The organism is Streptomyces johnsoniae (assembly GCF_031845565.1).
Taxonomy (GTDB): Bacteria; Actinomycetota; Actinomycetes; order Streptomycetales; family Streptomycetaceae; genus Streptomyces; species Streptomyces johnsoniae.
Genome location: NZ_JAVREV010000016.1, coordinates 139,225 through 165,275 on the forward strand (window position 1 = coordinate 139,225; position 26,051 = coordinate 165,275).

General features: G+C 70.5%; 20 protein-coding genes. 7 read left to right on the forward strand and 13 right to left on the reverse strand.

Annotated features, from left to right (window positions below; translation table 11 throughout):
* Positions 1 to 18 precede the first annotated feature (18 nt).
* From RM779_RS25825 to RM779_RS25840, 4 genes are all read left to right on the forward strand, one after another.
* Entirely contained in the window at positions 19 to 525 is a 507-nt protein-coding gene (locus RM779_RS25825) for a Jag family protein (RefSeq protein ID WP_077060154.1), read from the forward strand.
* On the forward strand, positions 522 to 1,265 hold the full coding sequence (gene rsmG, locus RM779_RS25830; protein WP_311620155.1) for a 16S rRNA (guanine(527)-N(7))-methyltransferase RsmG: 744 nt from the start codon (positions 522 to 524) through the stop codon (positions 1,263 to 1,265). Before RM779_RS25825 ends, rsmG begins: the two co-directional genes overlap by 4 nt.
* 324 nt (positions 1,266 to 1,589) lie before the next feature.
* On the forward strand, positions 1,590 to 2,663 hold the full coding sequence (locus tag RM779_RS25835) for a ParA family protein (protein ID WP_311620156.1): 1,074 nt from the start codon (positions 1,590 to 1,592) through the stop codon (positions 2,661 to 2,663).
* Complete coding sequence (locus RM779_RS25840) at positions 2,660 to 3,799, forward strand: ParB/RepB/Spo0J family partition protein (RefSeq protein WP_311620157.1); 1,140 nt, start codon at positions 2,660 to 2,662, stop codon at positions 3,797 to 3,799. The genes RM779_RS25835 and RM779_RS25840 overlap by 4 nt, the downstream gene beginning before the upstream one ends.
* A 108-nt stretch (positions 3,800 to 3,907) precedes the next feature.
* On the opposite strand, the gene trxA is transcribed toward RM779_RS25840, so the two are convergent.
* The 7 genes from trxA to RM779_RS25875 all read right to left on the reverse strand — a co-directional run bounded on the left by trxA (position 3,908) and on the right by RM779_RS25875 (position 13,677).
* Positions 3,908 to 4,237 carry a thioredoxin gene (gene trxA / locus RM779_RS25845; protein ID WP_311620158.1) on the reverse strand — a complete coding sequence of 110 codons (330 nt, stop codon included), beginning with the start codon at positions 4,235 to 4,237 and terminating at the stop codon, positions 3,908 to 3,910.
* 57 nt (positions 4,238 to 4,294) lie between these two features.
* Positions 4,295 to 5,263 carry a thioredoxin-disulfide reductase gene (trxB, locus tag RM779_RS25850; protein WP_311620159.1) on the reverse strand — a complete coding sequence of 323 codons (969 nt, stop codon included), beginning with the start codon at positions 5,261 to 5,263 and terminating at the stop codon, positions 4,295 to 4,297.
* A gap of 102 nt (positions 5,264 to 5,365) precedes the next feature.
* Complete coding sequence (locus tag RM779_RS25855; RefSeq protein WP_311620160.1) at positions 5,366 to 6,187, reverse strand: anti-sigma factor; 822 nt, start codon at positions 6,185 to 6,187, stop codon at positions 5,366 to 5,368.
* Complete coding sequence (gene sigM, locus RM779_RS25860) at positions 6,184 to 6,873, reverse strand: RNA polymerase sigma factor SigM (RefSeq protein ID WP_311620161.1); 690 nt, start codon at positions 6,871 to 6,873, stop codon at positions 6,184 to 6,186. Before sigM ends, RM779_RS25855 begins: the two co-directional genes overlap by 4 nt.
* A 29-nt stretch (positions 6,874 to 6,902) precedes the next feature.
* Positions 6,903 to 8,573 carry a protein kinase family protein gene (locus RM779_RS25865; protein ID WP_311620162.1) on the reverse strand — a complete coding sequence of 557 codons (1,671 nt, stop codon included), beginning with the start codon at positions 8,571 to 8,573 and terminating at the stop codon, positions 6,903 to 6,905.
* 172 nt (positions 8,574 to 8,745) lie between these two features.
* A complete protein-coding gene (gene murJ, locus RM779_RS25870) occupies positions 8,746 to 11,043 on the reverse strand; it encodes a murein biosynthesis integral membrane protein MurJ (RefSeq protein WP_311620163.1) in 2,298 nt (765 codons plus the stop codon).
* Between the two features lie 348 nt (positions 11,044 to 11,391).
* On the reverse strand, positions 11,392 to 13,677 hold the full coding sequence (locus tag RM779_RS25875) for a DUF6049 family protein (protein WP_311620164.1): 2,286 nt from the start codon (positions 13,675 to 13,677) through the stop codon (positions 11,392 to 11,394).
* Positions 13,678 to 13,805: 128 nt separating this feature from the next.
* Here RM779_RS25875 and RM779_RS25880 point away from each other — a divergent pair, with 128 nt between their 5' ends.
* Complete coding sequence (locus RM779_RS25880) at positions 13,806 to 15,287, forward strand: CCA tRNA nucleotidyltransferase (protein ID WP_311620166.1); 1,482 nt, start codon at positions 13,806 to 13,808, stop codon at positions 15,285 to 15,287.
* Between the two features lie 21 nt (positions 15,288 to 15,308).
* Here RM779_RS25880 and RM779_RS25885 read toward each other — a convergent pair whose 3' ends face one another.
* The 3 genes from RM779_RS25885 to RM779_RS25895 are packed head-to-tail and all read right to left on the reverse strand — an operon-like array spanning position 15,309 to position 20,877.
* A complete protein-coding gene (locus RM779_RS25885; protein WP_311620167.1) occupies positions 15,309 to 16,646 on the reverse strand; it encodes an MFS transporter in 1,338 nt (445 codons plus the stop codon).
* A complete protein-coding gene (locus tag RM779_RS25890; RefSeq protein ID WP_311620168.1) occupies positions 16,636 to 18,150 on the reverse strand; it encodes a glycosyltransferase family 87 protein in 1,515 nt (504 codons plus the stop codon). Before RM779_RS25890 ends, RM779_RS25885 begins: the two co-directional genes overlap by 11 nt.
* Positions 18,151 to 18,195: 45 nt before the next feature.
* Entirely contained in the window at positions 18,196 to 20,877 is a 2,682-nt protein-coding gene (locus RM779_RS25895; protein WP_311620169.1) for a transglycosylase domain-containing protein, read from the reverse strand.
* 399 nt (positions 20,878 to 21,276) lie between these two features.
* Between RM779_RS25895 and RM779_RS25900 the strand changes: the two genes are divergently transcribed.
* Positions 21,277 to 21,933 (forward strand): PadR family transcriptional regulator, encoded by a 657-nt coding sequence (locus RM779_RS25900; protein WP_077060166.1) that lies wholly within the window; start codon positions 21,277 to 21,279, stop codon positions 21,931 to 21,933.
* A gap of 52 nt (positions 21,934 to 21,985) precedes the next feature.
* Positions 21,986 to 23,068, forward strand: a complete 1,083-nt coding sequence (locus RM779_RS25905; RefSeq protein WP_311620170.1) for an inositol-3-phosphate synthase — start codon at positions 21,986 to 21,988, stop codon at positions 23,066 to 23,068.
* 151 nt (positions 23,069 to 23,219) lie between these two features.
* Here the strand turns inward: RM779_RS25905 and RM779_RS25910 are convergent, their stop codons facing one another.
* From RM779_RS25910 to RM779_RS25920, 3 genes are all read right to left on the reverse strand, one after another.
* Positions 23,220 to 24,251: an alanine racemase gene (locus tag RM779_RS25910; RefSeq protein WP_311620171.1), complete on the reverse strand. Its 1,032-nt coding sequence runs from the start codon at positions 24,249 to 24,251 to the stop codon at positions 23,220 to 23,222.
* Between the two features lie 39 nt (positions 24,252 to 24,290).
* Positions 24,291 to 25,409 carry a lipid II:glycine glycyltransferase FemX gene (locus RM779_RS25915; protein WP_311620172.1) on the reverse strand — a complete coding sequence of 373 codons (1,119 nt, stop codon included), beginning with the start codon at positions 25,407 to 25,409 and terminating at the stop codon, positions 24,291 to 24,293.
* Between the two features lie 111 nt (positions 25,410 to 25,520).
* Complete coding sequence (locus tag RM779_RS25920; protein ID WP_311620173.1) at positions 25,521 to 25,826, reverse strand: hypothetical protein; 306 nt, start codon at positions 25,824 to 25,826, stop codon at positions 25,521 to 25,523.
* Positions 25,827 to 26,051: the final 225 nt, after the last annotated feature.

Genomic DNA, 26,051 nt, shown 5'->3' on the forward strand with positions numbered 1-26,051 from the left:
CGAGAAGGAGTCCCACCCGTGACGGACACGACCTCAACCACAGCCGAGGACACCGACGTCCTCACCCGCCTGGAACAGGAGGGTGAAATCGCGGCCGACTACCTTGAGGGGCTTCTCGACATCGCGGACCTCGACGGCGACATCGACATGGACGTCGAGGGGGACCGCGCCGCGGTGTCGATCGTTGCCGAGGGCTCCTCGCGCGATCTCCAGAAGCTCGTCGGCCGCGACGGTGAGGTGCTGGAGGCTTTGCAGGAGCTGACCCGCCTGGCTGTGCACCGCGAGACGGGCGAGCGCAGCAGGCTGATGCTGGACATCGCCGGACACCGGGCGCGCAAGCGGGAGAAGCTCACCGAGCTCGGCAGTCAGACCGCGCAGCAGGTGAAGGAGACGGGCGAGCCGGTCAAGCTCAAGCCCATGTCGCCCTTCGAGCGCAAGGTCGTGCACGACGCCGTGGCCGCGGCGGGGCTGCGCAGCGAGTCGGAGGGCGAGGAGCCGCAGCGCCGCGTGGTCGTTCTGCCGTGAGGCAGGACGATGCTCCCGAGGAGACGGCGGAGGTGCCCGAGCCGCCCCGGGAGGCGCATGCCGTTTTCGGAGACCGGCTGCCGGATGCCGTCCGGTACGCCGGTCTCCTGGCCGATGTGGGTGTGGGCCGGGGGCTCATCGGCCCCCGCGAGGTGCCGCGCCTGTGGGGGCGGCACCTGCTGAACTGTGCGGTGCTCTCCGAGGTGGTCCCGGAGCAGGTGACCGTGTGCGATGTCGGCTCGGGTGCCGGGCTGCCCGGTATCCCCCTGGCCCTGGTGCGGCCTGACCTCCGCATCACGCTGCTGGAGCCGTTGCTGCGCAGGACCAACTTTCTGAACGAGGTCGTGGAGCTGCTCGGCCTGGAGGACCAGGTGACCGTGGTGCGCGGCCGGGCCGAGGAAGTGATGAACAGCTTCACGCCGGTCCATGTCGTGACGGCCCGTGCCGTCGCCCCGCTCGACCGGTTGGCCGGCTGGGGCGTGCCGCTGCTGCGGCCGTACGGGGAGATGCTGGCCATCAAGGGGGACACCGCGGAGCAGGAGCTGAAGGGCGCGCGGGCGGCACTGGCGAAGCTCGGCGTCGTGCGCAGCTCCGTGCTGCACGTGGGCGCCGGGCTGGTGGACCCGCTGTCCACGGTGGTCCGGGTCGAGGTCGGGGAGAGCCCCGGGGGCGTGCGCTTCGCCGCCAAGCGGGCCAGGGCCGCGCGGCGCGGCGCACGAACCGGCCGTCGCACTCCCTGACCGCCGGTCTCCGGACCACTCCCGCCTGATGATCCGGCGAGCTGTTTTGCTCGCCGGATCGCTCCTTTTCATCCGAAGCGACGCCAAAAGAGCCGAATATATCCACGACGCGGAGTGTCTGGCGCGGTGTCGCGCTGTCCGGTGGGCATCGTGTTTCACGTGAAACGCCGCTCGCTGCTCCAAGGAATCATCAGTCGTGGACGCGCAGCCGCCGAGCCACGCGACCGCCGCTCCGGAGGTACACCCAAAAGTGTGTCGCCGGTATCCACAGATGGGCCGTTGTCCACAAGTACGCCCTCCTCGCTGGTTCGTGACCCCCAGGGCATGGCAGGCTTTGAACCCACGAAGGCTGCACGTGTCGAGGAGAGTGAACCATTGCGGTCCGACGCCAATATTGCTGGGCCGACGGCCGATCCGGTGCCCGGCCCTCGGTCCGAGCCCACGGACGCTCCGGGAGGCGCGGTCGATCTCGCTCCCGTGACGCCGCCGCCCGCCGGGGAGTTGCCAAGCCGGGCCGCCCAGCAGGCCGTTGCGGCCATGTACCGCTCCGGAGGCAGCCTCCCCCGGCCTGCGCAGACTCGCATCATGGTCGTTGCCAATCAGAAGGGCGGAGTCGGCAAGACCACCACCACGGTGAACCTCGCCGCGTCGCTGGCCCTGCACGGCGCCCGCGTGCTGGTCATTGACCTGGACCCGCAGGGGAACGCGTCCACGGCGCTGGGAATCGATCACCATGCGGAGGTTCCCTCGATCTACGACGTGCTCATCGACAGCAGGCCACTGTCGGACGTCGTCCAGCCGGTCCGTGACGTCGAGGGGCTGTTCTGCGCCCCCGCGACGATCGACCTGGCGGGCGCCGAGATCGAGCTGGTCTCGGTGGTGGCCAGGGAGAGCAGGTTGCAGCGGGCCATCAGCGCCTACGAACAGCCGCTGGACTACGTGTTCATCGACTGCCCGCCCTCGCTGGGGCTGCTTACGGTCAACGCGTTGGTCGCCGGCGCCGAGGTGGTCATTCCGATCCAGTGCGAGTACTACGCGCTGGAGGGTCTCGGCCAGCTCCTGCGGAACGTCGAGCTGGTGCGTGGCCATCTGAACCCGCGGCTGCACGTCTCGACGATTCTGCTGACGATGTACGACGGCCGGACCCGCCTCGCCTCTCAGGTCGCGGACGAGGTCCGCAGCCACTTCGGGGCCGAGGTGCTGCGGACGAACATCCCACGGTCGGTCCGGATCTCGGAGGCTCCGAGCTACGGGCAGACCGTCTTGACGTATGACCCGGGTTCCAGTGGATCGCTGTCGTATCTCGAAGCGGCCCGGGAGATTGCGCTGCGCGGCACATCCGCGGAGCAAGGAGTGCCGCAGCAGGACCAGCACAACCCGGTGAAGGGAGCGCAGTGAGCGAACGACGGAGAGGGCTTGGGCGGGGGCTTGGCGCGCTGATTCCGCCCGCGCCCAAGAGCTCCGACCAGCGGGACGCGGGGCCGGAGGGCTCGGCATCCACCTCGCCGGCCGCGGTGCCGGTGCTGACGGCGGACCGCGGGGTGGTGATCCCCACCGGGCCGCTGCCCGAGGTGGACGAGGAGCTGGACGCCGTTTCACGTGAAACGGCAACGGCCGCTCCGGCGGAGGAGCCGGAGCCGGTGCTGGAAACCGAGGCCGCCGAAGTGGCGGGCGCGCATTTCGCCGAGCTTCCCCTGGACGCCATTACGCCCAACCCCCGGCAACCGCGCGAGGTGTTCGACGAGGATGCCCTCGTTGAGCTGATCACCTCGATCAAGGAAGTGGGCCTGCTTCAGCCTGTCGTCGTTCGGCAGTTGAGCCCGGACCGCTACGAGCTGATCATGGGCGAGCGCCGCTGGCGCGCCTGCCGGAAGGCCGGCCTGGATACGATCCCGGCCATTGTGCGGGCCACCGAGGACGATCAGATGCTCCTCGATGCCCTGCTGGAGAACCTCCACCGGGCCCAGTTGAATCCGCTGGAGGAAGCGGCGGCCTATGACCAGCTGCTGCGTGACTTCAAATGCACGCATGACGAGTTGGCGGACCGGATCGGCAGGTCTCGCCCTCAGGTGTCGAACACGCTGCGGTTGCTGCGGCTCTCCCCCGCCGTGCAGCGGCGGGTGGCGGCGGGTGTCCTGTCCGCCGGGCACGCGCGGGCGCTGCTGTCCGTGGAGGACGCGGAGGAGCAGGGGCGGCTGGCGCATCGGATCGTGGCCGAAGGGCTGTCGGTGCGGGCCGTGGAGGAGATCGTCACCCTCCAGGGGGCCGGGGCGAAGGCGAGCAGCAGCCGAGGCCGGGGGCCGCGGGCCGGGAAGCGGATCTCTCCGGCGCTGGATCACCTGGCGGGCCGGCTGTCGGATCGCTTCGAGACGCGGGTAAAGGTGGACCTGGGGCAGAAGAAGGGAAAGATCGTCGTCGAGTTCGCGTCGATAGAGGATCTGGAGCGCATCCTCGGTCAGCTGGCGCCGGGTGAGGGTCCCGTGCTGGAGCAGCAGCGGGATGAGCAGGAGCCGGACGAAGAGGAAGCCGGCTGACGCCCGAAGGGCGCCGCGTAGTCTGCACACAGGCGGAGGGCCCGAGCCGTTTCACGTGAAACGGCTCGGGCCCTCCGCCTGTGTCCGGTGGTCTGTCCGGAGCGGTGTTCAGCCGATGAAGTCGCTGAGGTCGCGCTCGATGGCAGCCTTGGGCTTGGCGCCGACGATGGTCTTCACGACATCGCCGCCCTGGTAGACGTTCATGGTCGGGATGGAGAGGATGCCGTACTTCGCCGCGGTCGTCGGGTTCTCATCGATGTTGAGCTTGACGACGGTGAGCTTGTCGGCGTGCTCGGCGGCGATGGCCTCCAGGGTCGGGGCGACCTGGCGGCACGGGGGGCACCATTCGGCCCAGAAGTCGACCAGTACCGGCTTGTCGCTCCGCAGGACTACTTCGTCGAAGTCGGCGTCAGTGGCAGTCACGGTGGCACCGGCCATGATGCTTCTCCTTCACTTTCCTTGGGGTTGGGTGGCGTTGGCTCGTAGGGGCGACGGTCAGACCGTCACGTCGGAGGTGACGGATGCGGCATCGGCCAGGGCGGCGAGATACCGTTCAGCGTCCAGGGCCGCGGAACAGCCCGTGCCCGCCGCGGTGATCGCCTGTCGGTAGGTGTGGTCGACGACGTCGCCGGCGGCGAAGACGCCCGGCACGTTGGTGCGCGTCGTCGGGGCGTCGACCTGGAGGTAGCCCTCCGCGTCGAGGTCGAGCTGCCCCTTGAACAGCTCCACGCGCGGGTCGTGGCCGATGGCGACGAAAAGTCCGGTGACGGCCAGCGGGGTGGACTCGCCGCTCTTGGTGTTGCGCAGAGTCAGCCCGGAGAGCTTGCCGTCGGTGTCGTGGATTTCGGCGACCTCGCTGTCCCACACGAACTTGATCTTGGGATCAGCGAAGGCACGCTCCTGCATGGCCTTGGACGCGCGGAGTGTGTCCCGGCGGTGGACGATGGTGACCGTGCGGGCGAAGCGGCTGAGGAAGGTGGCCTCCTCCATGGCCGTGTCGCCGCCGCCGATCACCGCGATGTCCTGCTCGCGGAAGAAGAAGCCGTCGCACGTCGCGCAGTAGGAGACACCGCGGCCCGACAGGGCGTCCTCGGTCGGCAGGCCGAGCTTGCGGTGCTGGGAGCCGGTGGCCACGATGACGGACCTGGCCTGGTGCACCGTGCCGCTGGTGTCCGTGACGGTCTTGATCTCGCCGGTCAGGTCCGCGGAGACGATGTCGTCCGGCACCAGCTCGGCGCCGAAGCGCTCCGCCTGGGCACGCATGCCGTCCATCAGGTCGGGGCCCATGATGCCGTCCTTGAACCCAGGAAAGTTCTCGACCTCGGTGGTGTTCATGAGGGCACCGCCCGCCGTGACCGCTCCTTCGAAGACGAGCGGGTTGAGCGAGGCGCGTGCTGTGTAGAGCGCAGCGGTATAGCCCGCGGGTCCTGAGCCAATGATGATCACGTTGCGGACGTCGCTCACGGGTTTCTTCCTTGTCTCGGGTGTCTCGCCCAGGGCCCCGGCGGGGCCCACAGTCCAATAACGGCTCTTAGGGTCCCAGACATTCCCGGCGCGGCGGTACCGTCATTCGCGAGGATAGCTCTCTCGGACGAGGATCTCTCCGGAGGCCGACGGTGAGGCGGAGGCGCAGGTGGCGGTGACGACGTAGGCGTCGACCCGCTCCGGGTCGGCCGGATGCGGAAGTACGACGAGATAGGCGTCGACACCCGCGTAGTCCTCTTCCTCCGCGGCGAGCGGCGCCTCCGGGCGGCCGATGGCCTCCTCGACGCACGCAGGGAGGGCGGCCATCGTTTCCGGCTCGGAGCTGGGCTGATCGGGTGCGGACGGGTCGGACTCCTCGTTCCCCTCGGCGAGCAGCGGGTCGTTGCTCTCGGCGGTGGCCAGCAGTTCGCGCACCTGGTTCTCCAGGGGCTCGCTTTCGGTGCTCTCGTTGAACTGCTCGGCGCTGTCGGCGGCCGACTCGGCGCCGCCTCCGCCGTCGTCGCTCGTGCCGCCCTCCAGATCGATGGACGAGAGGAGCGTGCCGCTGAATCCGAGGAAGACGAGCGCACCGACCGCTGCCAGGCCCAGACGCATGCGCCGGTGGCGGCGGTCGCGCCGAGCTAGCCGCTGATGCGCTGTTTCACGTGAAACAGGAGCGGCCGGGGCGGCGGGGCGGGGCTCCACGGCGATGGCGGCATCGATGCGGGCCGCGATGTCGTCGGGCATCGGCCCGGGGTCCGGCAGCTCGTGCAGTGCCTGACGCAGAGCCGTGAGGTCGGCCTGCACCGCGACACAGGCGGAACAACGGGTGAGGTGGTCGCGCAGCCGGGCCGTTTCGTCGGGCGGCAGCAGATCTTCGTCGAGCGCGGCAAGGTCCGCGGGCTCTGGATGGACGTCGTTCACGGGTGCGTGCCTCCTCCCCGCACGGCTCCGGTATCTCCCGTATCTCTTGGTGGTGGGACGGATGTACCGGGTGCCCGGTTCCTTGCTGGCTCGTCCCCCGATGCCCGGGGGTGGAGATGGCGCAGCAGGGGGAGCAGCCGGGCACGGGCACGGGCGCAGCGGCTTTTGACGGTGCCCACGGGGGTCTGGAGGATCTCGGCCGCCTCGGCGACCGGGTAGCCCTGGAGGTCGACGAGAACGAGGGCCGCGCGCTGCTCGGCGGGGAGCTGGGCCAGGGCGGTGTGCAGCTGGCGGCGGAGGTCCTGCCGCTCGGCGGGCACTTCGGCGGACTCGTGCGGGTCCAGGAGCGTTTCCAGTTTCTCCGGCTCGGGCATGGGGGCGGTCCGTCGGCTTTTGGCCTTGCGAATCCGGTCGAGGCAGGCATTGACGGTGATGCGGTGGAGCCAGGTGGTGACGGCGGCCTGGCCGCGGAAGGTGTGCGCGCCGCGGTAGGCGGAGACGAAGGCGTCCTGGAGCGCGTCGGCGGCCTCCTCACGGTCGCCGAGCGTCCGGAGGGCGACGGCCCACAGCCGGTCCCGGTGGCGCCGCACGATCTCGGCGAAGGCGTCCGGGCTGCCGTCGACATGCTGGGCCAGTAGCTCCTGGTCGGAGGGAAGGACAGGCTCGCGTGGCAGGTCATTGCCCACGGCGGAACCTCCCCTGTCCCCTGGCCCGGCTATCGAGTGACGGTGATGTCGGTGATGCGGCCACGGTAGTTGCCATCATTGCCCTGCGGCAGTTCGGTGAGCCAGACGAGAACGAACTGTGTCTCGATCGGCTCCTCCGCCTGAAGCGTCAGCGACTCCCCGGTGCCCTCGTCGATCGAGGCGAAGTCGTCGAGGCCGGACGGCATGGACGTGGTCTCGGCGGACGCGGCGCGGAACTCGACGCTGGTGGACCCCAGCGCCTCGACGGTGATGCCGGACACCGGCTGCGGCTCGCCGAGGTCGAGAATGAGGCCGAGGCCGTCCTTGAGGTTGCCGAACGAGGGACCGTAGTAGTTCTTCGTGCTCCACGCCGTGGCGGGGTCGTCGTCGATGGCCTGGGGCGCGTCCTCCGGGTTCTGCCCGCTGCCGGTGCCCTCCGGATCGAATTCCGAGATGCTCTGGACCGGGACAGGACCGGCCGCCGGCGGGTCCTCCGCCTGCGCGGGCGGGGCCGCGGGGGGCGCGGGCTCGCTGGGGGGATCGCCCTTGAGGAGGGCATCGGCCAGCTGCCAGCTGCCGAGCCCGAGCGCGGCGATCAGCAGCGCGGACACGCCCCACTTGAGCGCGGTGCCGGTGCGGCCCGGCAGAGCCGGGGGCGCGGGCGGCGTGGGAGCGGGCCGTGCGGGGGTGGCCGGGGGCTTCCGGCCCGCGGCAAGGGTTCCGCGCTGGAAGGTCGTGTGCTGGTAGCCGGTGATCCCGTTGGGAGTCGGGTCGGGCGGGGGAATGCGGGGCAGTGCGGCAAGCGCCTCGCTCAGCTCCTGCGGTGTTGTGAACGGCGGCTCCTGGCTGGCCGCGGTGGCTCCGTTGTTGTCGAGCGCGCGCATGGCCAGCTCGGACAGGCCACGGTGGATACCGGCCCGCACCTGCTCCGGGGTGGCCGGCGAGTCCCGTGCGCCCTTGCTGAGGCCCGCCACGCCGTTCAGCCCGTACGCACCCTCGCCGTAGGGCCAGCGCTGCGTGAGCGCGGCGTACAGGAGGGCGCCGATGGCCTCCGTATCGGCCCGCTGCGGGTCCGGGGAGGAGATGCCGCGCAGGGCCGCGTCGACCGCGAGACCGCGGATGCGGAACTGGCAGGAGCCGGTGCGCAGTACGGTCGCCGGGGTGAGGCGGAGGTGGGCGAGGTCCTTGCGGTGGGCGGCGGACAGCGCCTGGGAGATCTGAGTGGCCAGGGCGTACGCCTCGTGGGCGTCCAGCGGGCCGCTGTGCAGCACGGTACTCAGCGGCACCGCGTCGGGCAGCCACTCGTGGATGACGTGGACGAGCCCGTTCTCCTCGACGGCGTCGAGGACCTGCACGAAGCGCAGGTCGCCCAGCAACGCCGTGGAACGAGCCGCGGACAGCACCGCACGGGCCCGTTCGTGCGTGGCGGGCAGCAGGTGGATGCCCACCGCGCGGCGCAGCTTCTCGTCAACGGCGCGCCAGCTGCTGAAGCCGTCCAGTCGGGTGATGCACTCCTCAAGGCGGTAGCGCTTGGCGAGTCTGTGACCGCTGTGCAGCTCGGGCGGTGAGGAGGGTGTTGTGGTGGCCCCGGACGCCTCTTCGGCGGCCGACGAGGCCGCTTCCTGGCTGTCCGGGTCCGTGGCGTGCTGGGCGCTCGCTGGACGCTGCGACGAGCTCGTTGCCGTGCTCCGTTCCGCCACCGTCGTTCCCGCCTCCCCGTTCTCGGCTGTCGGATGCTTGACACTGCCAGACTCATTGTGCCGGTAGTCCGTCACCCTGCACGACATGTGAGTACGGGCCGAGGTTGTACGGCATGTGGCGGCCGGGTGTCGGCGGTGGGCTTGTCCTGCGGCGATCAGCTTTTGAGGGCGCTCAGCGGCCCAACCGGGCGCGCACCATGCCGACGAGCGCGGTCAGTTCCTGGACGCGCATGCGGCGGGCGGCGATGTAGAAGACGCCGAGCAGCACCAGCCCGCCCACCGACAGGGCGGCCAGGGAGCCCAGCATCGTCTCGCCCAGGGCCCGCAGGACCGCGAAGCCGGCGGCGCCGCCGAGCAGGGCTGCCGGGACGCTCGCGCCCGCCAGGCGGATGTAGGTGCGCACGACGCGGGCGCCGTCCAGATCGGCCGCCATGCGGCTGCGCAGCCGGCGCCAGGCGATGCGCACGCCGAGGCTGTACGCGATGCCGTAGCTGAAGGCCACCCCGGCCACGACCCACCGGTCGGGCAGGACGAAGAAGCAGATGCCGGACAGCACGATCCAGGCGGCCGAGACGGCGACGGTGTTGTAGAACGGCGTGCGGGTGTCCTCGTAGGCGTAGAACGCGCGGAGCACGACGTACTGGACCGAGTAGGGGATCAGGCCGAGACCGAAGGCCATGAGGATGTAGCCGAACGACCGGGCCCCGTCGGCGGTGCCGAACAGCAGCATGCACATCGGGACGCCGAGGGCGACGAACGCGAACGCGATCGGCACGATCGCCACGGCCGACGTCCGCAGCCCCTGGGAGAGGTCGTCGCGGACCGCCGCGGTGTCGCCGTCGGCGGCGGAGCGGGAGAGCCGCGGCAGCAGGGCCGCCATGAGGGACACGGTGATGATGGCCTGCGGCATCTGCCAGATCAGCAGGGCGCTGCTGTAGGCGATGATGCCGGTGCCCGGGTGCCCGGACTCGGCCGCGTTCTCACCGGCGCGGGTGGCGATCTGCGTGACGACGATCAGGCCCGCGTGGTTGGCGAGGACGAACAGCACGGTCCACTTGGCCATGGCGGCGGCCTTGCCGAGGCCCTTGCCGCGCCAGTCGAAGCGCAGCCGCATGCGGAAGCCGGCCGCCCGCAGGTAGGGGATCAGGGCCAGGGCCTGGACCACCAGGCCGAGGAGGGTGCCGATGCCGAGCAGGCGGATGCCCTCGGGCGTGATGGTGGTGACGCTGACGCCCGAGGTGCGCTGGGTGCCGTAGACCCACAGGAACATGCCGAAGGTGAAGATCACGACGATGTTGTTGAGGACCGGGGTCCACATCATCGGTCCGAAGCTGCCGCGCGCGTTGAGGATCTGTCCGAGGACGACGTGCACGCCCATGAAGAAGATCGTGGGCAGGAAGTAGCGGGTGAAGGTGACCGTGACCTCGTTGGCGGCCGGGTCGTCCGCGAAGGACGCCGACATCGTCCGCACCAGCAGCGGGGCGGCGAGCACGGCAACGATGAGGAGCGCGCCGAGGAGGACCATCACCAGGGTCAGCAGCCGGTTGGCGAACGCCTCGCCGCCGTCCTGATCGTTCTTCATGGCCCGGACCAGCTGCGGCACGAACACGGAGTTCAGCCCGCCACCGATGATCAGGATGTAGATCATGTTCGGCAGGTTCCAGGCGACGGTGTAGGTGTCGCCGAGCACCGCGGAGCCGAGGGCGGCCACGAGGACCAGCTGGCGCACGAAACCGGTGGCCCGGGAGACCAGCGTGCCGGCGGCCATGATGGCGCTGGACCGCAGGAAACCGCCGGCCCGGCCGGACTTCTTCGGCGTGGGCACCGGCTCCGGGGCCGGCTCCTGCTGCCGCGGCTCGGGCGGCCGCCGCTCCGGTGGCTGCCCGCCGGGCGGCATGTGCCGGGCCGGGCCGGTCTGCTGGTCGCGGAAGAGGTGGGCGAACGCGTCGTCCACCGGCGGCTGTTCCCCGCCCCCGCGGTACGGTCCAGGCGCCTCGCCCGCCTTGTGCATCAGCCCGTCGATGCCCGTGAACTGGGTGGTGGCGGCATCGTCCCCGTGCGGGAAGTGGCGGGAGACGGCGTCGGGCTCTGGCGCGGGCGTGGGCGCCCAGCGCTGCGGGTCCGGCGCGTAGGGCGCGGGATGCGGCTGGTGGTAGAGGGCCGACGGGTCGGGAACGCTGCCCGGCGGGGGCGGCGGGTGCGCGGCCCGGTCGTAAAGCGCGTCCCCGACCGGGTCCTGCGCCAGCGGGTCCCTGCCCGCGTACGGGTCGTGGTGGTAGCTGTCCGCGAGGTACGGGTCGTAGGGGCGCTGCTGCTGCGCCGGATCGTACCCATGCGCGGCGTAGCCCTGCGGGTCATAGCCCTGCGGGTCGTATACGGGCGGCTGGTACCCGGGCGGGCCGTAGCCGCGCGGGTCGTACGGGCCCGGTCCGTAACCCTGCGGCGGACCGTAGGCGTGCGGATCGTACATGGGTGGCTGGTGCGGCGTGGGCCCGTACCCGGCCGGGTCGTAGCCCGCCGGGTCGTGCGCGGCCGGATCGTAGCCCGGAGGCTGTTGATAGGCCGGGGGCTCATAGGGCGGCTGATAGGGATGCTGCCCCTGGTGCCCCTGATGGGGTTGATGACCGTGGTGACCTTGATGACCGTGGTGACCTTGATGACCGTGGTGCCCCTGGTGGTCCGGGTGCCCCTGCTGGTCCCCCTGCCAGCCGGACGGGTCGCCGCCACCCGGCGCCTGGCCGCGTTCACGGTCGTATGGCGCATGCATCGCTACCCCACCTTTGGTTCACGGGCCGGTGCGGACGTCCCGGCCGGCAGCTCACTCGTCGGAGTCCAGCCTCTCACCCCGGGCACGGCCACCGGTGGTGTCGGCGCTGGTGTCGGCGCCGGTCTCACCCGCGGAGCTCTCACCCTCTGCTCCTACCCCGGCGGGCTCCCGCGCAGCGCGCTTGCGCTGCGTGTACATCCGGATTCCGGCCAGCACCACGAGCAGCAGCCCGCCGGCGATCACCATCATGACGGCCGAGGTGATGGACGTGACGCTCGCCTGGAACTGGATGGGGTCCCCGTAGGGCTTGTTGTCGGGCGTGTAGAGCTGGGCTTCCAGGAACGTCCTGCCGTTGGCGCGGGCCGTCGCGGAGAACTTGACCGACTGGCTGTGCCCGCCGCTGACGACGATCTCCTGCTCCTCGCCGACCTCGAGCCCCAGTGTCCTGCTCGACGTCAGCCGCAACTCCAGGTTGTGCACGTCCTGCACCAGGTTGTTCTGCACGGTGACCGGAATCGTCGCGCTGCGCCCGGAGAGGGTGATGGGGGACTTCGGGATCAGATGCACTCGTTCGGTGAGACCGGTCAGACCGTCCTGCACGGTCTCCCGGTACGCGGCGGCGTCGTCCTCGTTGCCCCGCCAGGACGTCGACATCTCGCGGCGTATCGCGTTCCCGAACGGGGTCGCGACGCGGTCGTCGCGCGTCAGGATGACCTGGAAGTCCTCCAGCGTGCGCTGCGTCTCGCGCATCGCCTGGAACGCGCTGGTGGGCAGCTCCTGCTCGCGCAGCTCCTGCGGGTAGTCCGCCGCGGGCGGCACTTCCTGATTGGCGGCCGGGTCGGGAGCGGCCTGCGCGGCCTGTGTGAGATCCGTGAACTGGACCCAGTCCGCGGAGTCCCGCAGCGCGAGGAGCGCATCGGCCATCGCCTGGGCCTGTGCCGCGGTCGGCATGCGCTGCGGTGCCAGCACCACGCTGCGTTCGTTCGCCGGGTCCTGCTGGGTGATCGCCAGCGTCTGGGACAGCAGCTGCTGCTCCGCCAGGCGCGCCTCGGCGGTGCCGGTCATGTCGCCCTCGAACAGGGTGGACAGCCTGGCGTCGGCCACGACGGCCGTGGTGCCGCCGCCGATGGGCCGTGCGGCGGAAGGCGTGTAGCTCAGGTCTCCGGGACGCAGGCTGTCGCTGCGGGCGATGACGTGGTGCGCCCCGGCCGACGTGGCCACGGACACGATGGACGGGTCGATGGCTCCTTCCACGGGCCAGGCGAAGTCGGTGCTCGCGTCCACGTCGAGGACGGTCTCCACCGTTACCTCGGCCGTCTCGGTCGCCTTGGCCAGCTGCCCCAGCGCGCCGAGTACGTCCTTCCCCTGGTGGGCGAGCGAGGCCAGGTCGGGGTCGGCGAAGGGGAGCGCGACGACCTCGTTGCCCTGGACGGCCTCCTGGAGCTTCCTGAGCCAGGCCCTGGCCTCCTCCTGCCCGTCCCCGTCGACCAGCCGGTCCCCGTCGTAGACCTGGTACGGCTCGGTCATGGCGTCCACCGAGGCCAGCAGGTCGGGGTCGACCACCCACGTCACCGGCAGGTCGGCGCCCAGCGAGACCATCTGGTCCAGCCGGCCGCCGGGGGAGATCTCCCCGAGCAGCGAGTCGTCGCGGAACGCGGGGGTCTGCTCCTCGTCCGCGCCCGTCTGCGAGGTCAGATGCGTGGTCGAGATCAGCGGCCACAGCACGGAGAGGTCGGTCCGGGCGCCCTCGGAGTCCGCCGCGTCCGGCTGCCAGGGCAGCAGGGTCCGGCCGACGCCGAGCAGGGTGTCCCATCGCTCGCTCTCGGTCTGCCCGGTCAGCCCCACGCCCAGCTCGTACACGCCGTCCGTGCCCAGCGAGAGGGCGGAGACGGGCACCTGAAGCGAGAAGGTCGCGGACATGCCCGGCGCGATGGTCGGCAGGTCCTGGCCGTGGCCGGACACTATCGTGCCGGTCGCCGTGTCGTGGCCGGTGCGGGGGACCGCCTCGTCGATGGCGCTGCGGCCGGACAGCAGCACGCCGCTCCTGGGGTCGACCGTGCCGTTCACGATGGGGGAGGCCCCGTCGTTGGTGACGGTGCCGCGAATGGTCAGGGTGTCATCCTCGTCGGGCACCGCGGGGCCGAGATCGGTGATCGAGATGGTCGCCGTGCGGCTGCCGGTGCCGATCTCCTGGACGGGGGCGGAGGGGGCGGCTGTCGCCGACGCCGGGCCTAGCCCGGCCAGCATCGGGAACCCGATGATCACGGCGAGCAGAGAGGAGAGCCGCTGCCGTCGGCGGCGTGCCGCATCACGCCGCCGCTTCCCCGACACTGTCACGCGCCAGCCCCAATCCCTCGTTCTCAACCGGCCCTCATGGTAACGATGATCGGTCTTGCGGAGTGTCCAGGACCGGTGGCCCCCCGGGGGAGCCCGCGGCCCGTCCGGGCCACGTACGCTGTGCTGTTGTGCCGAACGACAGGAATGAAACTCAGCTCCGTCAGGCCGCGCCCGGACTCGGAACGGCGCAGCGGCAGGCCGTGGGCGAGCTGCTGCGGGTCTCCCCCATCGCCGACGATCTGGCGGCTCGCTTCGCCCGCGCCGGGTTCTCACTGGCCCTGGTCGGCGGCTCGGTGCGCGACGCCCTCCTGGGGCGGCTCGGCAACGACCTGGACTTCACCACCGACGCCAGGCCCGAGGAGGTCCTGCGTATCGTCCGGCCGTGGGCGGACGCGGTATGGGAGGTCGGCATCGCCTTCGGCACGATCGGCTGCCGCAAGGCCGCGCCGGACGAGGCCGGTGACGAGGGCTACCAGCTGGAGATCACCACCTACCGGTCGGAAGCCTACGACCGCAGCTCCCGCAAGCCGGAGGTCGTCTACGGCGACTCCCTCCATGAGGATCTGCTGCGCCGCGACTTCACGGTCAACGCCATGGCTGTCGCGTTGCCGCGCAAGGAGTTCATCGACCCGCACAACGGCCTCGCCGACCTCGCGCAGCGGGTGCTGCGCACCCCCGGCACCCCCGAGGACTCCTTTTCCGACGATCCGCTGCGCATGATGCGGGCCGCGCGCTTCGCCGCGCAACTGGACTTCGCCGTGGCCGAGCCCGTGCTGGCCGCGATGTCGGACATGGCGGACCGGATCGACATCGTTTCCGCGGAGCGGGTCCGGGACGAGCTGAACAAGCTGCTTCTCGGTGACCACCCGCGCAAGGGCATCACGCTGCTGGTCGAGACCGGGCTCGCCGAGCGGGTGCTGCCCGAGGTGCCGGCGCTCCGGCTGGAGCGGGACGAGCACCATCGGCACAAGGACGTCTACGAGCACAGCCTGACGGTCCTGGAGCAGGCGATCGATCTGGAGGACGGCGCGCCCGACCTGGTGCTGCGCCTGTCGGCCCTGCTGCACGACATCGGTAAGCCGAAGACGCGCCGCTTCGAGAAGGACGGCCGGGTCTCGTTCCACCACCACGAGGTGGTCGGCGCGAAGATGGTCAAGCAGCGGATGGCGCGGCTGAAGTATCCGAACGAGATCATCAAGGACGTGGCCCGGCTGGTCGAGCTGCATCTGCGCTTCCATGGCTACGGCACCGGCGAGTGGACCGATTCGGCTGTGCGCCGCTACGTCCGGGACGCGGGGCCGCTGCTGAGCCGGCTGCACAAGCTGACCCGTTCCGACTGCACCACGCGGAACCGGCGCAAGGCGCTGGCGCTCTCCCGGGCCTACGACAGCCTGGAGGAGCGCATCGAGCAGCTCAAGCAGCAGGAGGAGCTGGACGCCATTCGTCCGGACCTCAACGGCAACGACATCATGGAGATCCTCGGCATCGGCCCGGGGCCGGAGATCGGCCGGGCCTACCGCCACCTGCTGGAGCTGCGGATGGAGAACGGGCCCATGGAGCATGAGGCCGCGGTCGCCGCGCTCAAGGACTGGTGGACCACCCAGCAGTGAGGCACGGGCGGTGACCGGCTCTCAGCCCGTCGCCGCCCGCACTGTTTCACGTGAAACCAGCGAGCGGCGCAGCCCCTGCACCGCGACCGCCGTCGCGCCGTAGAGCACCGCAACGGTGAGGAGCAGCACGGCCGAGCGTCCGTCCGGGGGCAGCATCAGCGCGGCGATACCGGCGGCGCCCACGAACGCGATGTTGAAGAGCATGTCGTAGAGGGAGAACACCCGCCCGCGGTAGGCATCGTCCACCGAGGACTGCACCACCGTGTCCGTCACGATCTTCGAGCCCTGCGACACCAGCCCGAGCACGAAGGCCGCGATCATCACCGGTACGGGCCGGAACCACAGCCCGAGCGCCGGAACGAGCACAGCCGCCAGGCCCGCGCACAGCACGAACCAGCCCAGCGTGCCGAGCCGGGCGACCATCCACGGGGAGATCACGGCGGCCACGAAGAAGCCGGCCCCGGATACGGCGACGGCCGCGCCCAGCCAGGCCATCCCGTCCCCGTCGCCCGTGCCGTCCGACCAGGCGTGGCGGCAGAGCATGAGGACGGTCACAAGCAGGGCCCCGTAGCAGAAGCGCATCATGCCCAGCGCGCCCAGTGTCCAGGCGGCCAGCGGCCGGACGGTCAGGTGGCGCAGCCCCGCAACCAGTCCGCGCGCGGTGCCGGCGACTGCCGCGCCGAAGCGCGGCTGGACCGCGTCGGCCTCCGGGCCCAGCTGGTCCCGGCTCATGCGGAGTGCGGACAGACCGGCCAGCAGGTACAGCACGCCGGCCAGGCCCAGGGCCAGCGCGTCGTCCGCGCCCTGGCTGCCGCCCAGGAACTGCACGACGAAGGCCGCGCCGCCGCCCACCGTGGCGGCGAGCGTTCCGGCCGTGGGGGAGAGGGAGTTGGCGACCACCAGCCGCTCGCGGTCCACGACGCGGGGCAGGCCGGCGGACAGCCCGGCCAGGATGAAGCGGTTGACCGCGGTGACCGAGAGCGCCGAAAGGTAGAACAGCCAGTCCGGCACGTCGGCCACGACCAGGGCGCACGTGCCCGCGGCCAGAACGCTGCGCAGGAGGTTCCCGTGAAACAGCACCTGGCGGCGGCGCAGCCGGTCCAGGAGCACGCCGGCGAAGGGGCCGAGGAGGGAGTACGGGAGCAGCAGGACCGCCATCGCGGCGGCGATGTCCGCGGGGGAGGTCTCCTGCTCCGGCCCGAACACCACGTAGGTGGCCAGGCCGACTTGGAAGACGCCGTCCGTGAACTGCGACAGCAGGCGGACGGTCAGCAGCTTCCGGAAGCCCGGGAAGCGCAGCAGGGCGCGGAGATCAGCGACGGCCGAGGAGCGTTCTGGCCCCTGTCTCTCATGTTTCACGTGAAACGTCATCCGGGGGGCTCGGGCGGCCGGAGCCGGGGGCGGGCAGGGTGCGCCCGGTGACGCCCCAGTCGACGAACGCGGTGGGGGCGGGCGGCCGGTCATGGCGGGGACGGAGTGTGAAGACATCCTCGGCACCGTCGAGCACGCCGCCACCGGGGTCGTCGGAGCCGTCGCGCCGGATCGGGTCGTTCTCCGGCCTGAGCACGTCGCGAACGACCATCGCGCACAGGTAGAGCGTGCCCAAAAGGTGCAGCAGGATGGCGAGTTGGTAGCCGCCGGGGGCGAGCCCCTGCTGATCCTCGCTGTTGAGATAGGCCAGGTACATCCAGATGCCGAGGAAGTACAGCACCTCGCAGCCTTGCCAGATCAGGAAGTCCCGCCAGCGCGGGCGTGCCAGAACGGCCAGCGGGACCAGCCACAGCACGTACTGCGGGGAGTAGACCTTGTTGGTCAGGATGAACAGGGCCACGACGAGGAACGCGAGCTGCGCCAGCCGCGGTCGGCGGGGGGCCGCGAGGGTGAGCGCCGCGATGGCGGCGCAGCCGAGGACGACGAGGCCGGTGGCCAAGGCGTTCACGCCGTCCAGCTCCGTGTCGGTGCGCTGCTTGATGATCAGCCACAGCGAGCCGAAATCGACGGGGCGCTCCTCGCTGAAGGTGTAGAACTTCGCCCAGCCCTCCGGGGCCGGGATCATCACCGGCAGGTTGACCGCCAGCCACGCGCCGACGGCTCCCGCGGCCGAGGCGAGGAACGGGCGCCATCGTCCGGCCCGCCAGCACAGTACGAGCAGCGGACCGAGCAGCAGAACCGGATAGAGCTTGGCCGCGGTGGCCAGGCCGAGGAAGATGCCGGCGGCGAACGGGCGGCTGCGTGACCACATCAGCAGCGCGGCGCACGTGAGCGCACCGGCCAGCAGGTCCCAGTTGATGGTGGCGGTGAGGGCCAGGGCCGGGGCCATGGCGACCAGCAGCCCGTCCCAGGGCCTGCGGGGGTGGATGCGGGTCACGCAGACGGCGATGACGACGGCGCAGATCATCAGAAGCGCCGCGTTCACCAGCCAGTAGGTCTGAGCCGGGGACGGGTCCGTGGTGCCGCCCGGGGTCAGCCAGTCGGCGACCTGCATGAACAGGCCGGTGAGGACGGGGTATTCGAGGAACTCCATGCCGCCGGACAGCTCGGCGGGGATGGACTCGTAGTAGGGAATGACGCCGTCCGCGAAGCCGCGGCCCTGATACAGGTGCGGGATGTCGGAGTAGCAGGCGTGGGTGTACTGGTCGGTCGGGCCGCGGAACCAGCCGCTGTCGTAGCAGGGCGCCTTCTGCACCATGCCGAGGGCGAACATTCCGATCATCACCAGGGCGACGATCCGGACCGGCGTCCACCGGCCGCCGGCGGACACGGCCCGCCGGCCGGCGGGGCCGCCGATCAGCTCGCTGCCGGCGGCGGCCACTTCGTCGTGCCGGGTGGGCCGTACGTCCGCTCGCGGGTTCGGATGCGCCATGTCCTCATCCTGCCGCACGGCCCCGCCCCGGGGTGGCAGGGGCGGTTATCCGACCCTGCCGCCGAACCACGCGCCGCCGTCGTCGGTCTCGCCCGGGTCGGTCGGCTCGTCGGTCGGGTCGTCGGTCGGGTCACCGCCCGGTCCGCCGTCCTGACCACCGTCGTCGCAGGTCGGGTCCCAGTCGTTGCACGGCTCCGTCGGATCGTCCGACGGCGTCGGGTCCTCGGGCTCGGTCGGTTCCTCGGTGGGTTCCTCCGTCGGTTCCTCCGTCGGTTCCTCGGTCGGTTCCTCCGTCGGTTCCTCCGTCGGATCGTCCGTCGGTGTCGGCGGGGGCGGCGGCTCGACGCCGGTGCCGCGGTGCATCTCGCCGATGTCCGAGGGCTCGGGGAACTCCTCGATTTCGTGGCCCGCGGTGGCCTCCTGCATGAATGCCAGCCACACGTCCAGCGGCAGCGAACCACCGTTGATCCGCTCCATGCCCGCGGTGTCGTACATGGACATGAAGCCCATCTGCTCGTCGCCGACCAACTCCTCCTGGGAGTCGGGCATGCGCCACATGCCGATGGCCGTCGATAGCTGGGGGGTGTAGCCGACGAACCACGCGCTCTTGTTGTCGTCGGTGGTGCCGGTCTTCGCCGCGACGGGCCGGCCGAGCGCCTGGACGTCCCGGCCGCTGCCCTCGTCGCCCTCGACGACCTCGGTCAGCACATCCGTGACGTTGTCCGCGACCGCGGAATCGAACGCCTGCTCGGTCTGGGTCTCGTGCTCGTAGCTGATGCCGAGCCGGCTGTTCTCCGCGCTGGTCACCGAGTACGGATCGGCCTGCTCACCGCTGGCCGCGAAGGTGGCGTAGGCCGTCGCCATGCGGATCGGTCCGGGCGTCGAGACACCGAGCGCGAACGTCGGCACGGTGTCGTCGGCCTTGCCCAGACTGTCCGGAAGCAGACCCGCGCTCTCGGCGACGTCCCGGACCGTGGCCGGACCGACATCCATGCCCAGCTGCACGAACGGCGCGTTGGCCGAGATCTCCATGGCCTCCCGGATGCTGAGGTCACCCTGCGACCGGCCCTCGAAGTTGGCCTGGCGCCACTCCTCGTCCTCGCCCGTCTCCGCGTTCTCCACCAGGACCGGCTCGCCGTTGTAATTCATGATCGGCAGCATGTCCTCGCTGCGGTACTCGCTCTCCGGCGAGATCGGCGTGCGTTGGTCCTCGTCCTGGGTGGCGGGGCCCTCCGGGTCCCGCACGCCCTCGCTCATCGCCGCCGCCAGCACGAAGGGCTTGAACGTGGAGCCCACCTGTGCGCCGGGATTGTTAGCGTTGTTGACGAAGTGCTGGGTGTAGTCCTCGCCGCCGTAGATCGCCACGATGGCGCCGTCGCCGGGGACCACCGCGGCGCCGCCGAACTGGACGTGCCGGTCCTCGTCCCGCGCCTCGGGGTCGATGTGCTCCTCCTGCACCCCCACCACGGCCGCTTCCATCTGGTTCATCATGTCTTCGTCGAACGTGGTGTGGATCTGGAAGCCGCCCTTGTCCAGATCCTCCCTGGTCGTGATGCCCTCGCTGATCAGGTACTGGTCCGCCAGGTTTGTCAGGTAGCCGATCTGCCCGGCCTTCTCCATCGCCGGGGTGGGCGGGTCCGGCATCGGGAAGCCCTCCTCGTCGATGGCCTGCCGGTCGGTGGCGCTCAGCCCGCCGACCTCGACCCGCCGGTCGAGCACCCAGGACCAGCGCTCCTCGGCGCGCTGGAGATTCTCCTCGTTTCGGTCGTTGACCTCGTCGCCGCCGCCGCCGATGTACGGGTCGTACAGCGCCGGGCCCTTCAGCAGCGCGGTCATGAACGCGGCCTCGCTGTCCGTGAGGTCGAGGGCGTCCTTCCCGTAGTACGCCTGGGCCGCGGCCTGGATGCCCAGGGCGCCGCGGCCGAAGTCCGAGGTGTTGAGGTAGCCCTCCAGGATGTCGTCCTTGGAGACCTCGGCCCCCACCTTGACCGACAGCAGCAGCTCGCGTGCCTTCCGCTCTATCGTCTGATCCTGGGTGAGGTACATGTTCTTCACGTACTGCTGGGTGATCGTCGAGCCCGACTGCACGTCGCCGCCGCGGGCCATGTTGAGCATGGCGCGGCCGATGCCCATGAGGTCGATGCCGGGGTCGGAGTAGAAGCTGGCGTTCTCCGCGGAGATCACCGAGTCCTGCATCGCCTCGGGGATGTCGCTCAGGTCCAGATTCTGCCGGTTCACATTGCTCTCGCCGGAGACCACCATCCGCTCGCCGCTGGCCCAGTAGTAGACGTTGGTCTCCTGGAGGGCGACGTCATTCGGGTCCGGGATCTCGGTCATCGCGTACGCGACGCCGACCAGCCCCATCATCAGGCCCATGAAGGCGACACACGAGCCGAGCACCTGCTTCCACGACGGCACCCAGCGCCGCAGGCCGCGGTAGCCCGAGCGCGGGTAGTCGATGAAGCGCTTCTTCGACGGGGTCTCCCCGCGCCGCCGCGCGGCCCTGGTCGTGCCTTCGGCCGAACTGGCCGCCCGGCGGCGGCCACCACTGCCGCGCTGCGTGGCGCGGCGGGCCTCGGCACGGCTGCCGTACGGCCGCTCCGGCGTCTCGCCGGTCCGCTGGGCGTCGTCCGCGGGGGGCACGGGCGGCGGGCCGGCCCGCCGCCCGGACGACCCCGCGGCCCGGCGACCGCGGGACTGCGGTGGCTTGCGACGGTGCTCGCTCATGGGACAGCTACTCCTCGGACAGACACAATCGCCTGGTTGGGGCAGGTACTTCAGGTGGCATCCAGTCCCCCGATGTGCGATCCGGCCACGAGTCCGGGCGCACTGCACCTAGAACGATGACGAGGACTGTCATCGCTGGGTTCCCGGCCACGGTGGTCTGCACGGGCTAAAGACTACGCAGCCCCAAAGCGCCATCTTTCTTTGCGTGGCGAACAATTGAGACATAACGCCCTCGACGAAGCGAAGATGTGACCCCCTTCACCGAAGTGCCGCTTGCCCGCTCCGGTCCGCCGTTCTATCGTGTCGATGTATCGAGCTGATACATCGGCTCAATGCATCGCACCAACACTAAGCTCGAAGGGCACGGCACGACGGATGAGAACGGAGGTGACTTCCCGGGTGAGCAGACGCTCAGGCATCCTGGAGTTCGCCGTTCTCGGCCTCCTGCGCGAGTCGCCGATGCACGGCTATGAGCTGCGGAAACGGCTCAACACCTCGCTCGGCGTCTTCCGGGCGTTCAGCTACGGCTCCCTCTACCCCTGCCTCAAGACGCTGGTGCAGCAGGGCTGGCTGGCCGAGGAGCCGGGCCGCAGCCCGGATGACCCGCGCGCCACCGCGCTGTCCAACCGCCGGGCCAAGATCGTCTACAGGCTCACGGCCGACGGCAAGGAACGTTTCGAGGAATTGCTGGGCCAGACCGGCCCGGACGCCTGGGAGGACGAGCACTTCGGCGTTCGTTTCGCCTTCTTCGGCCAGACCTCGCGGGACGTGCGCATGCGCGTTCTGGAGGGCCGCCGCAGCCGGCTGGAGGAGCGCCTGGCCAAGATGCGGGCCTCCATGGCCCGCACCAGGGAGAAGCTGGACGCCTACACCCTCGAACTCCAGCGGCACGGCATGGAGTCCGTGGAACGCGAGGTCCGCTGGCTCAACGAGCTCATCGAGAGCGAACGCGAAGGACGGGACCACCGCGACCCCCCGCACCACGGGGACCAGCGGCCGCCGGACGGCGCCCCCGAGCGCCCGAGGCCCGGCCCGCCCGACGACACCACCACCTAACACCCCCGCGACGAAGCGGGGTCACGTCGAGAACACACAGGGAGCAACCGGAATGGGTTCGGTTCGCGTAGCCATCGCCGGCGTGGGCAACTGCGCCGCATCGCTGGTACAGGGCGTCGAGTACTACAAGGACGCCGCCCCGGACACCCGGGTCCCGGGTCTGATGCACGTCCAGTTCGGTGATTACCACATCTCCGACATCGAGTTCGTCGCCGCCTTCGACGTCGACGCGAAGAAGGTCGGCATCGACCTCACCGACGCCATCGGCGCCAGCGAGAACAACACCATCAAGATCTGCGACGTGCCCCCGACCGGCGTGACCGTCCAGCGCGGCGAGACGCACGACGGCCTCGGCAAGTACTACCGCGAGACCATCGTCGAGTCCGACGAGGAGCCCGTCGACGTCGTCCAGGTCCTCAGGGACAGCAGGGCCGACGTCCTCGTCTGCTACATGCCCGTCGGCTCCGAGGACGCCGCCAAGTTCTACGCGCAGTGCGCGATCGACGCCAAGGTCGCCTTCGTCAACGCCCTGCCGGTCTTCATCGCCGGCACCAAGGAGTGGGCCGACAAGTTCACCGAGGCGGGCGTCCCGATCGTCGGCGACGACATCAAGTCGCAGGTCGGCGCGACCATCACGCACCGCGTGATGGCCAAGCTGTTCGAGGACCGCGGCGTCATCCTCGACCGCACCATGCAGCTGAACGTCGGCGGCAACATGGACTTCAAGAACATGCTGGAGCGCGACCGGCTGGAGTCCAAGAAGATCTCCAAGACCCAGGCCGTCACCTCCCAGATCCCCCACCGGGAGCTGGGCGAGAAGAATGTGCACATCGGCCCCTCCGACTACGTCGCCTGGCTCGACGACCGCAAGTGGGCCTATGTCCGCCTGGAGGGCCGCGCGTTCGGTGACGTTCCGCTGAGCCTTGAGTACAAGCTGGAGGTCTGGGACTCCCCCAACTCCGCGGGTGTCATCATCGACGCGCTCCGCGCCGCCAAGATCGCCAAGGACCGCGGCATCGGCGGCCCGGTGCTCTCCGCCTCCTCCTACTTCATGAAGTCCCCGCCCGTGCAGCACTTCGACGACGTCGCGCGCGACAACGTCGAGAAGTTCATCAGGGGCGAGGGCGACAACTGAGCCCGGCCCCCTGCACGTTCAGGGGAACGAAGGCGCCCCCGCGGCGCCCGCACGGAAAAGCGGCAGCCCCGGTCCCATCCCGGGGCTGCCGCCGTCTCGGCCGCGGGCAGGCTGCCGTCCCGGCCGCGCGCCGCGTCTCGCCGCAGGCCGCTCAGCCGTCCATCAGGCGGTCCACCTGCGTCGTCGTGTGCCGGAGGATCGCCTTGAACTCGTCCCCGACCTTCGGCCCCTTCGACTCCGCCGGCACGAAGAGGATCGACACCTGCATGTGCGGCGGCTCCGCGAACCACCGCTGCTTCCCGTCCCACACGAACGGCGACAGGTTCCGGTTCACGGTGGCCAGGCTCGCCCGCGCCATCCCCTTCGCCCGCGACGTCATCCCGTGCAGCGCCTTCGGCGCCTCCAGGCCCACGCCGTGCGACGTGCCGCCGGCCACCACCGCGAGCCAGCCGTCCCCCGGCGCCTTCTGCTGCCGGTAGCCGAACCGGTCGCCCTTCCCCACCGGCGTCACGTCGAGCACCGCGCCCCGGTACTCCGTCGCCCCGTGGTCACCGAGCCACAGCCGGGTACCGATCCGCGCCTTGAACGTCGTCTGCGGGAACTGCTGCCGCAGCCGCAGGAGTTGCTCCGAGGTCAGGTGGCTCACGTACATCCTGTCCAGCGGCAGCCGCGCCGCGCGCAGCCGGTCCATCCACCCGATGACCTCCTCCACCGCGTCCGTCCCGTCCGTGCGGTCGAGCGGCAGGTGGATCGCGAAGCCCTCAAGTCGCACGTCGTCGAGCGCCGCCTGGAGCTTCCCCAGGTCCGAGGGCGACACCCCGTGCCGCCGCATCGAGCTCATCACCTCCACCACCACGCGTGACCCCACGAGGCCGTACACCCCGTCGACCGAGGACGCCGAACGGATCACCCGGTCCGGCAGGGGCACCGGCTCCTCGCTGCGCCGGTACGGGGTCAGCACCAGGATGTCGCCGCTGAAGCGGTCCCGCATCCCCTCGGCCTCGTAGGTGGTCCCCACCGCGATCGTGTCGAGGCCGAGCAGCGACACCTCGTCCGCGAGCCGGTCGTGCCCGAATCCGTACCCATTGCCCTTGCACACGGGCACAAGACCTGGAAAGTCAGCCACAATCGACCGCTGGTGCGCCCGCCAGCGGTCGGTGTCGACGTAAAGGGTGAGCGCCATGGCCGGTGAGACCCTTTCTCTCGTGAGCCCTGTGGACGGTCAGCGCCGCGACATGTAGATGTCGAGCGCCTTGTGGAGCAACTTGTTCAGCGGGAAGTCCCACTCACCGAGATACTCGGCCGCCTCGCCGCCCGTCCCCACCTTGAACTGGATCAGACCGAAGAGATGGTCGCTGTCCTCCAGCGAGTCACCGATACCCCGCAGGTCGTACACGTCCGCCTGGAGCGCGTACGCGTCCTGCAACATGCGCCACTGCATCGCGTTGGACGGCCGCACCTCGCGCTTGTGATTGGCGGACGCACCGTACGAATACCACACATGGCCGCCCACGATCAGCATGGTCGCGGCGGCCACCGCCTCACCCTCGTGCATGGCGAAGTACAGCCGCATGCGGTCCGGGTCCTCCTCGTTCAGAACCCGCCACATGCGCTGGAAGTACATCAGCGGCCGGGGCCGGAACTTGTCCCGCTCCGCCGTCACTTCGTACAGCTGCTGCCACACCGGCAGCTCGTCGAAGCCGCCCTGCACGACCTGGACGCCGGCCTTCTCGGCCTTCTTGATGTTCCGCCGCCACAGCTGGTTGAAGCCCTTGTGGACCTCGTCGAGCGAACGGCCGCGCAGCGGGATCTGGAACACGTACCGCGGCTGCACGTCGCCGAACCCGGCGCCACCGTCCTCGCCCTGCTGCCAGCCCATGCGCCGCAGCCGGTCCGCCACCTCGAAGGCGCGCGGCTCGATGAACGTCGCCTCGACGTCCCGCAGCCGCTTCACGTCCGGGTTCTGGATGCCCGCCTTCACCGCCGCGGCGTTCCACCGCCGGATCACCACGGGCGGACCCATCTTCACCGAGAACGCGCCCTGCTGCTTGAGGTGCGCGAGCATCGGCTTGAGCCACTCATCGAGGTTGGGCGCGTACCAGTTGATCACCGGGCCCTCCGGCAGGTACGCCAGGTACCGCTTCAGCCGCGGCAGCTGCCGGTACAGCACCAGGCCCGCGCCCACCTGCTGGCCGGCGCGGTCGAACCAGCCGATCGACTCGGAGCGCCACTCGGCCTTCACATCACCCCACGCCGGCACCTGCATGTGGCTCGCCGAGGGCAGCGAACCGATGTAGGCCAGATGCTGCTCGCGACTGATGGTCCTCAGGGTCAGGCTCATACGGGGGGCTCCTCCGGCGTCAATCGCAGGGTCTGGCCGGAAGCCTAACGGCGCGGCCGACGCCGCGGGACGCCGCGGTCCCGCCCCACCCCCCGCCCTCGCCCGCCTGTGTCAGCCGAGCCAGCCGCCGAACAGGCCGCCGTGGGCCATGCCCAGATAGAACCCGAGGCCCGCGGCCCCCAGGCCGAGCACCGCGAGGAACCGCTGCCCGGTCGTCGCGGAGATCAGCTGCGCCCACGCGCCGAAGCCGATCCCGGCCAGGCCCACCCAGCTGCTGATCAGGTGCAATCCGGGCAGAACCGACGCCGCGACGGCGACGAGGCCCAGCAGCAGGGCGGCCGTGGCGAACCGGTTCTCCACCGGGTGCGCGCGGCCGTCGGTGTTCAGATAGGTCGTCGGATGCGCCAGATGAGCCATGACGGCACCTCCAGGACTCCAGGACTCCAGGACTCACGAACTCCGGACGTGAACGGGCGGCGCGGCGCCGTCCCGCCCGTTGCCGCTCGTGTACCCGACTGTCCGGATTGCTACCGTCCCGCCCCGGATTTCAACCGGAAGGCCGGGGGCGGGTACGGTGTACTGTCCGTCCCTTCCGGTCCGCGGCCACGCGGACCGGCCGGAGCGGAACGCATCACGACCCTC

Excerpts from the sequence above, each read along its gene's own strand:
- RM779_RS25835 (WP_311620156.1), top strand. The coding sequence starts at position 1,590 with ATGGCAGGCTTTGAACCCACGAAGGCTGCACGTGTCGAGGAGAGTGAA.
- trxA (WP_311620158.1), bottom strand. The coding sequence starts at position 4,237 with ATGGCCGGTGCCACCGTGACTGCCACTGACGCCGACTTCGACGAAGTA.
- murJ (WP_311620163.1), bottom strand. The coding sequence starts at position 11,043 with ATGTACGATCCGCACGCCTACGGTCCGCCGCAGGGTTACGGACCGGGC.
- RM779_RS25890 (WP_311620168.1), bottom strand. The coding sequence starts at position 18,150 with ATGGCGCATCCGAACCCGCGAGCGGACGTACGGCCCACCCGGCACGAC.
- RM779_RS25895 (WP_311620169.1), bottom strand. The coding sequence starts at position 20,877 with ATGAGCGAGCACCGTCGCAAGCCACCGCAGTCCCGCGGTCGCCGGGCC.
- RM779_RS25905 (WP_311620170.1), top strand. The coding sequence starts at position 21,986 with ATGGGTTCGGTTCGCGTAGCCATCGCCGGCGTGGGCAACTGCGCCGCA.
- RM779_RS25910 (WP_311620171.1), bottom strand. The coding sequence starts at position 24,251 with ATGGCGCTCACCCTTTACGTCGACACCGACCGCTGGCGGGCGCACCAG.
- RM779_RS25915 (WP_311620172.1), bottom strand. The coding sequence starts at position 25,409 with ATGAGCCTGACCCTGAGGACCATCAGTCGCGAGCAGCATCTGGCCTAC.
- RM779_RS25920 (WP_311620173.1), bottom strand. The coding sequence starts at position 25,826 with ATGGCTCATCTGGCGCATCCGACGACCTATCTGAACACCGACGGCCGC.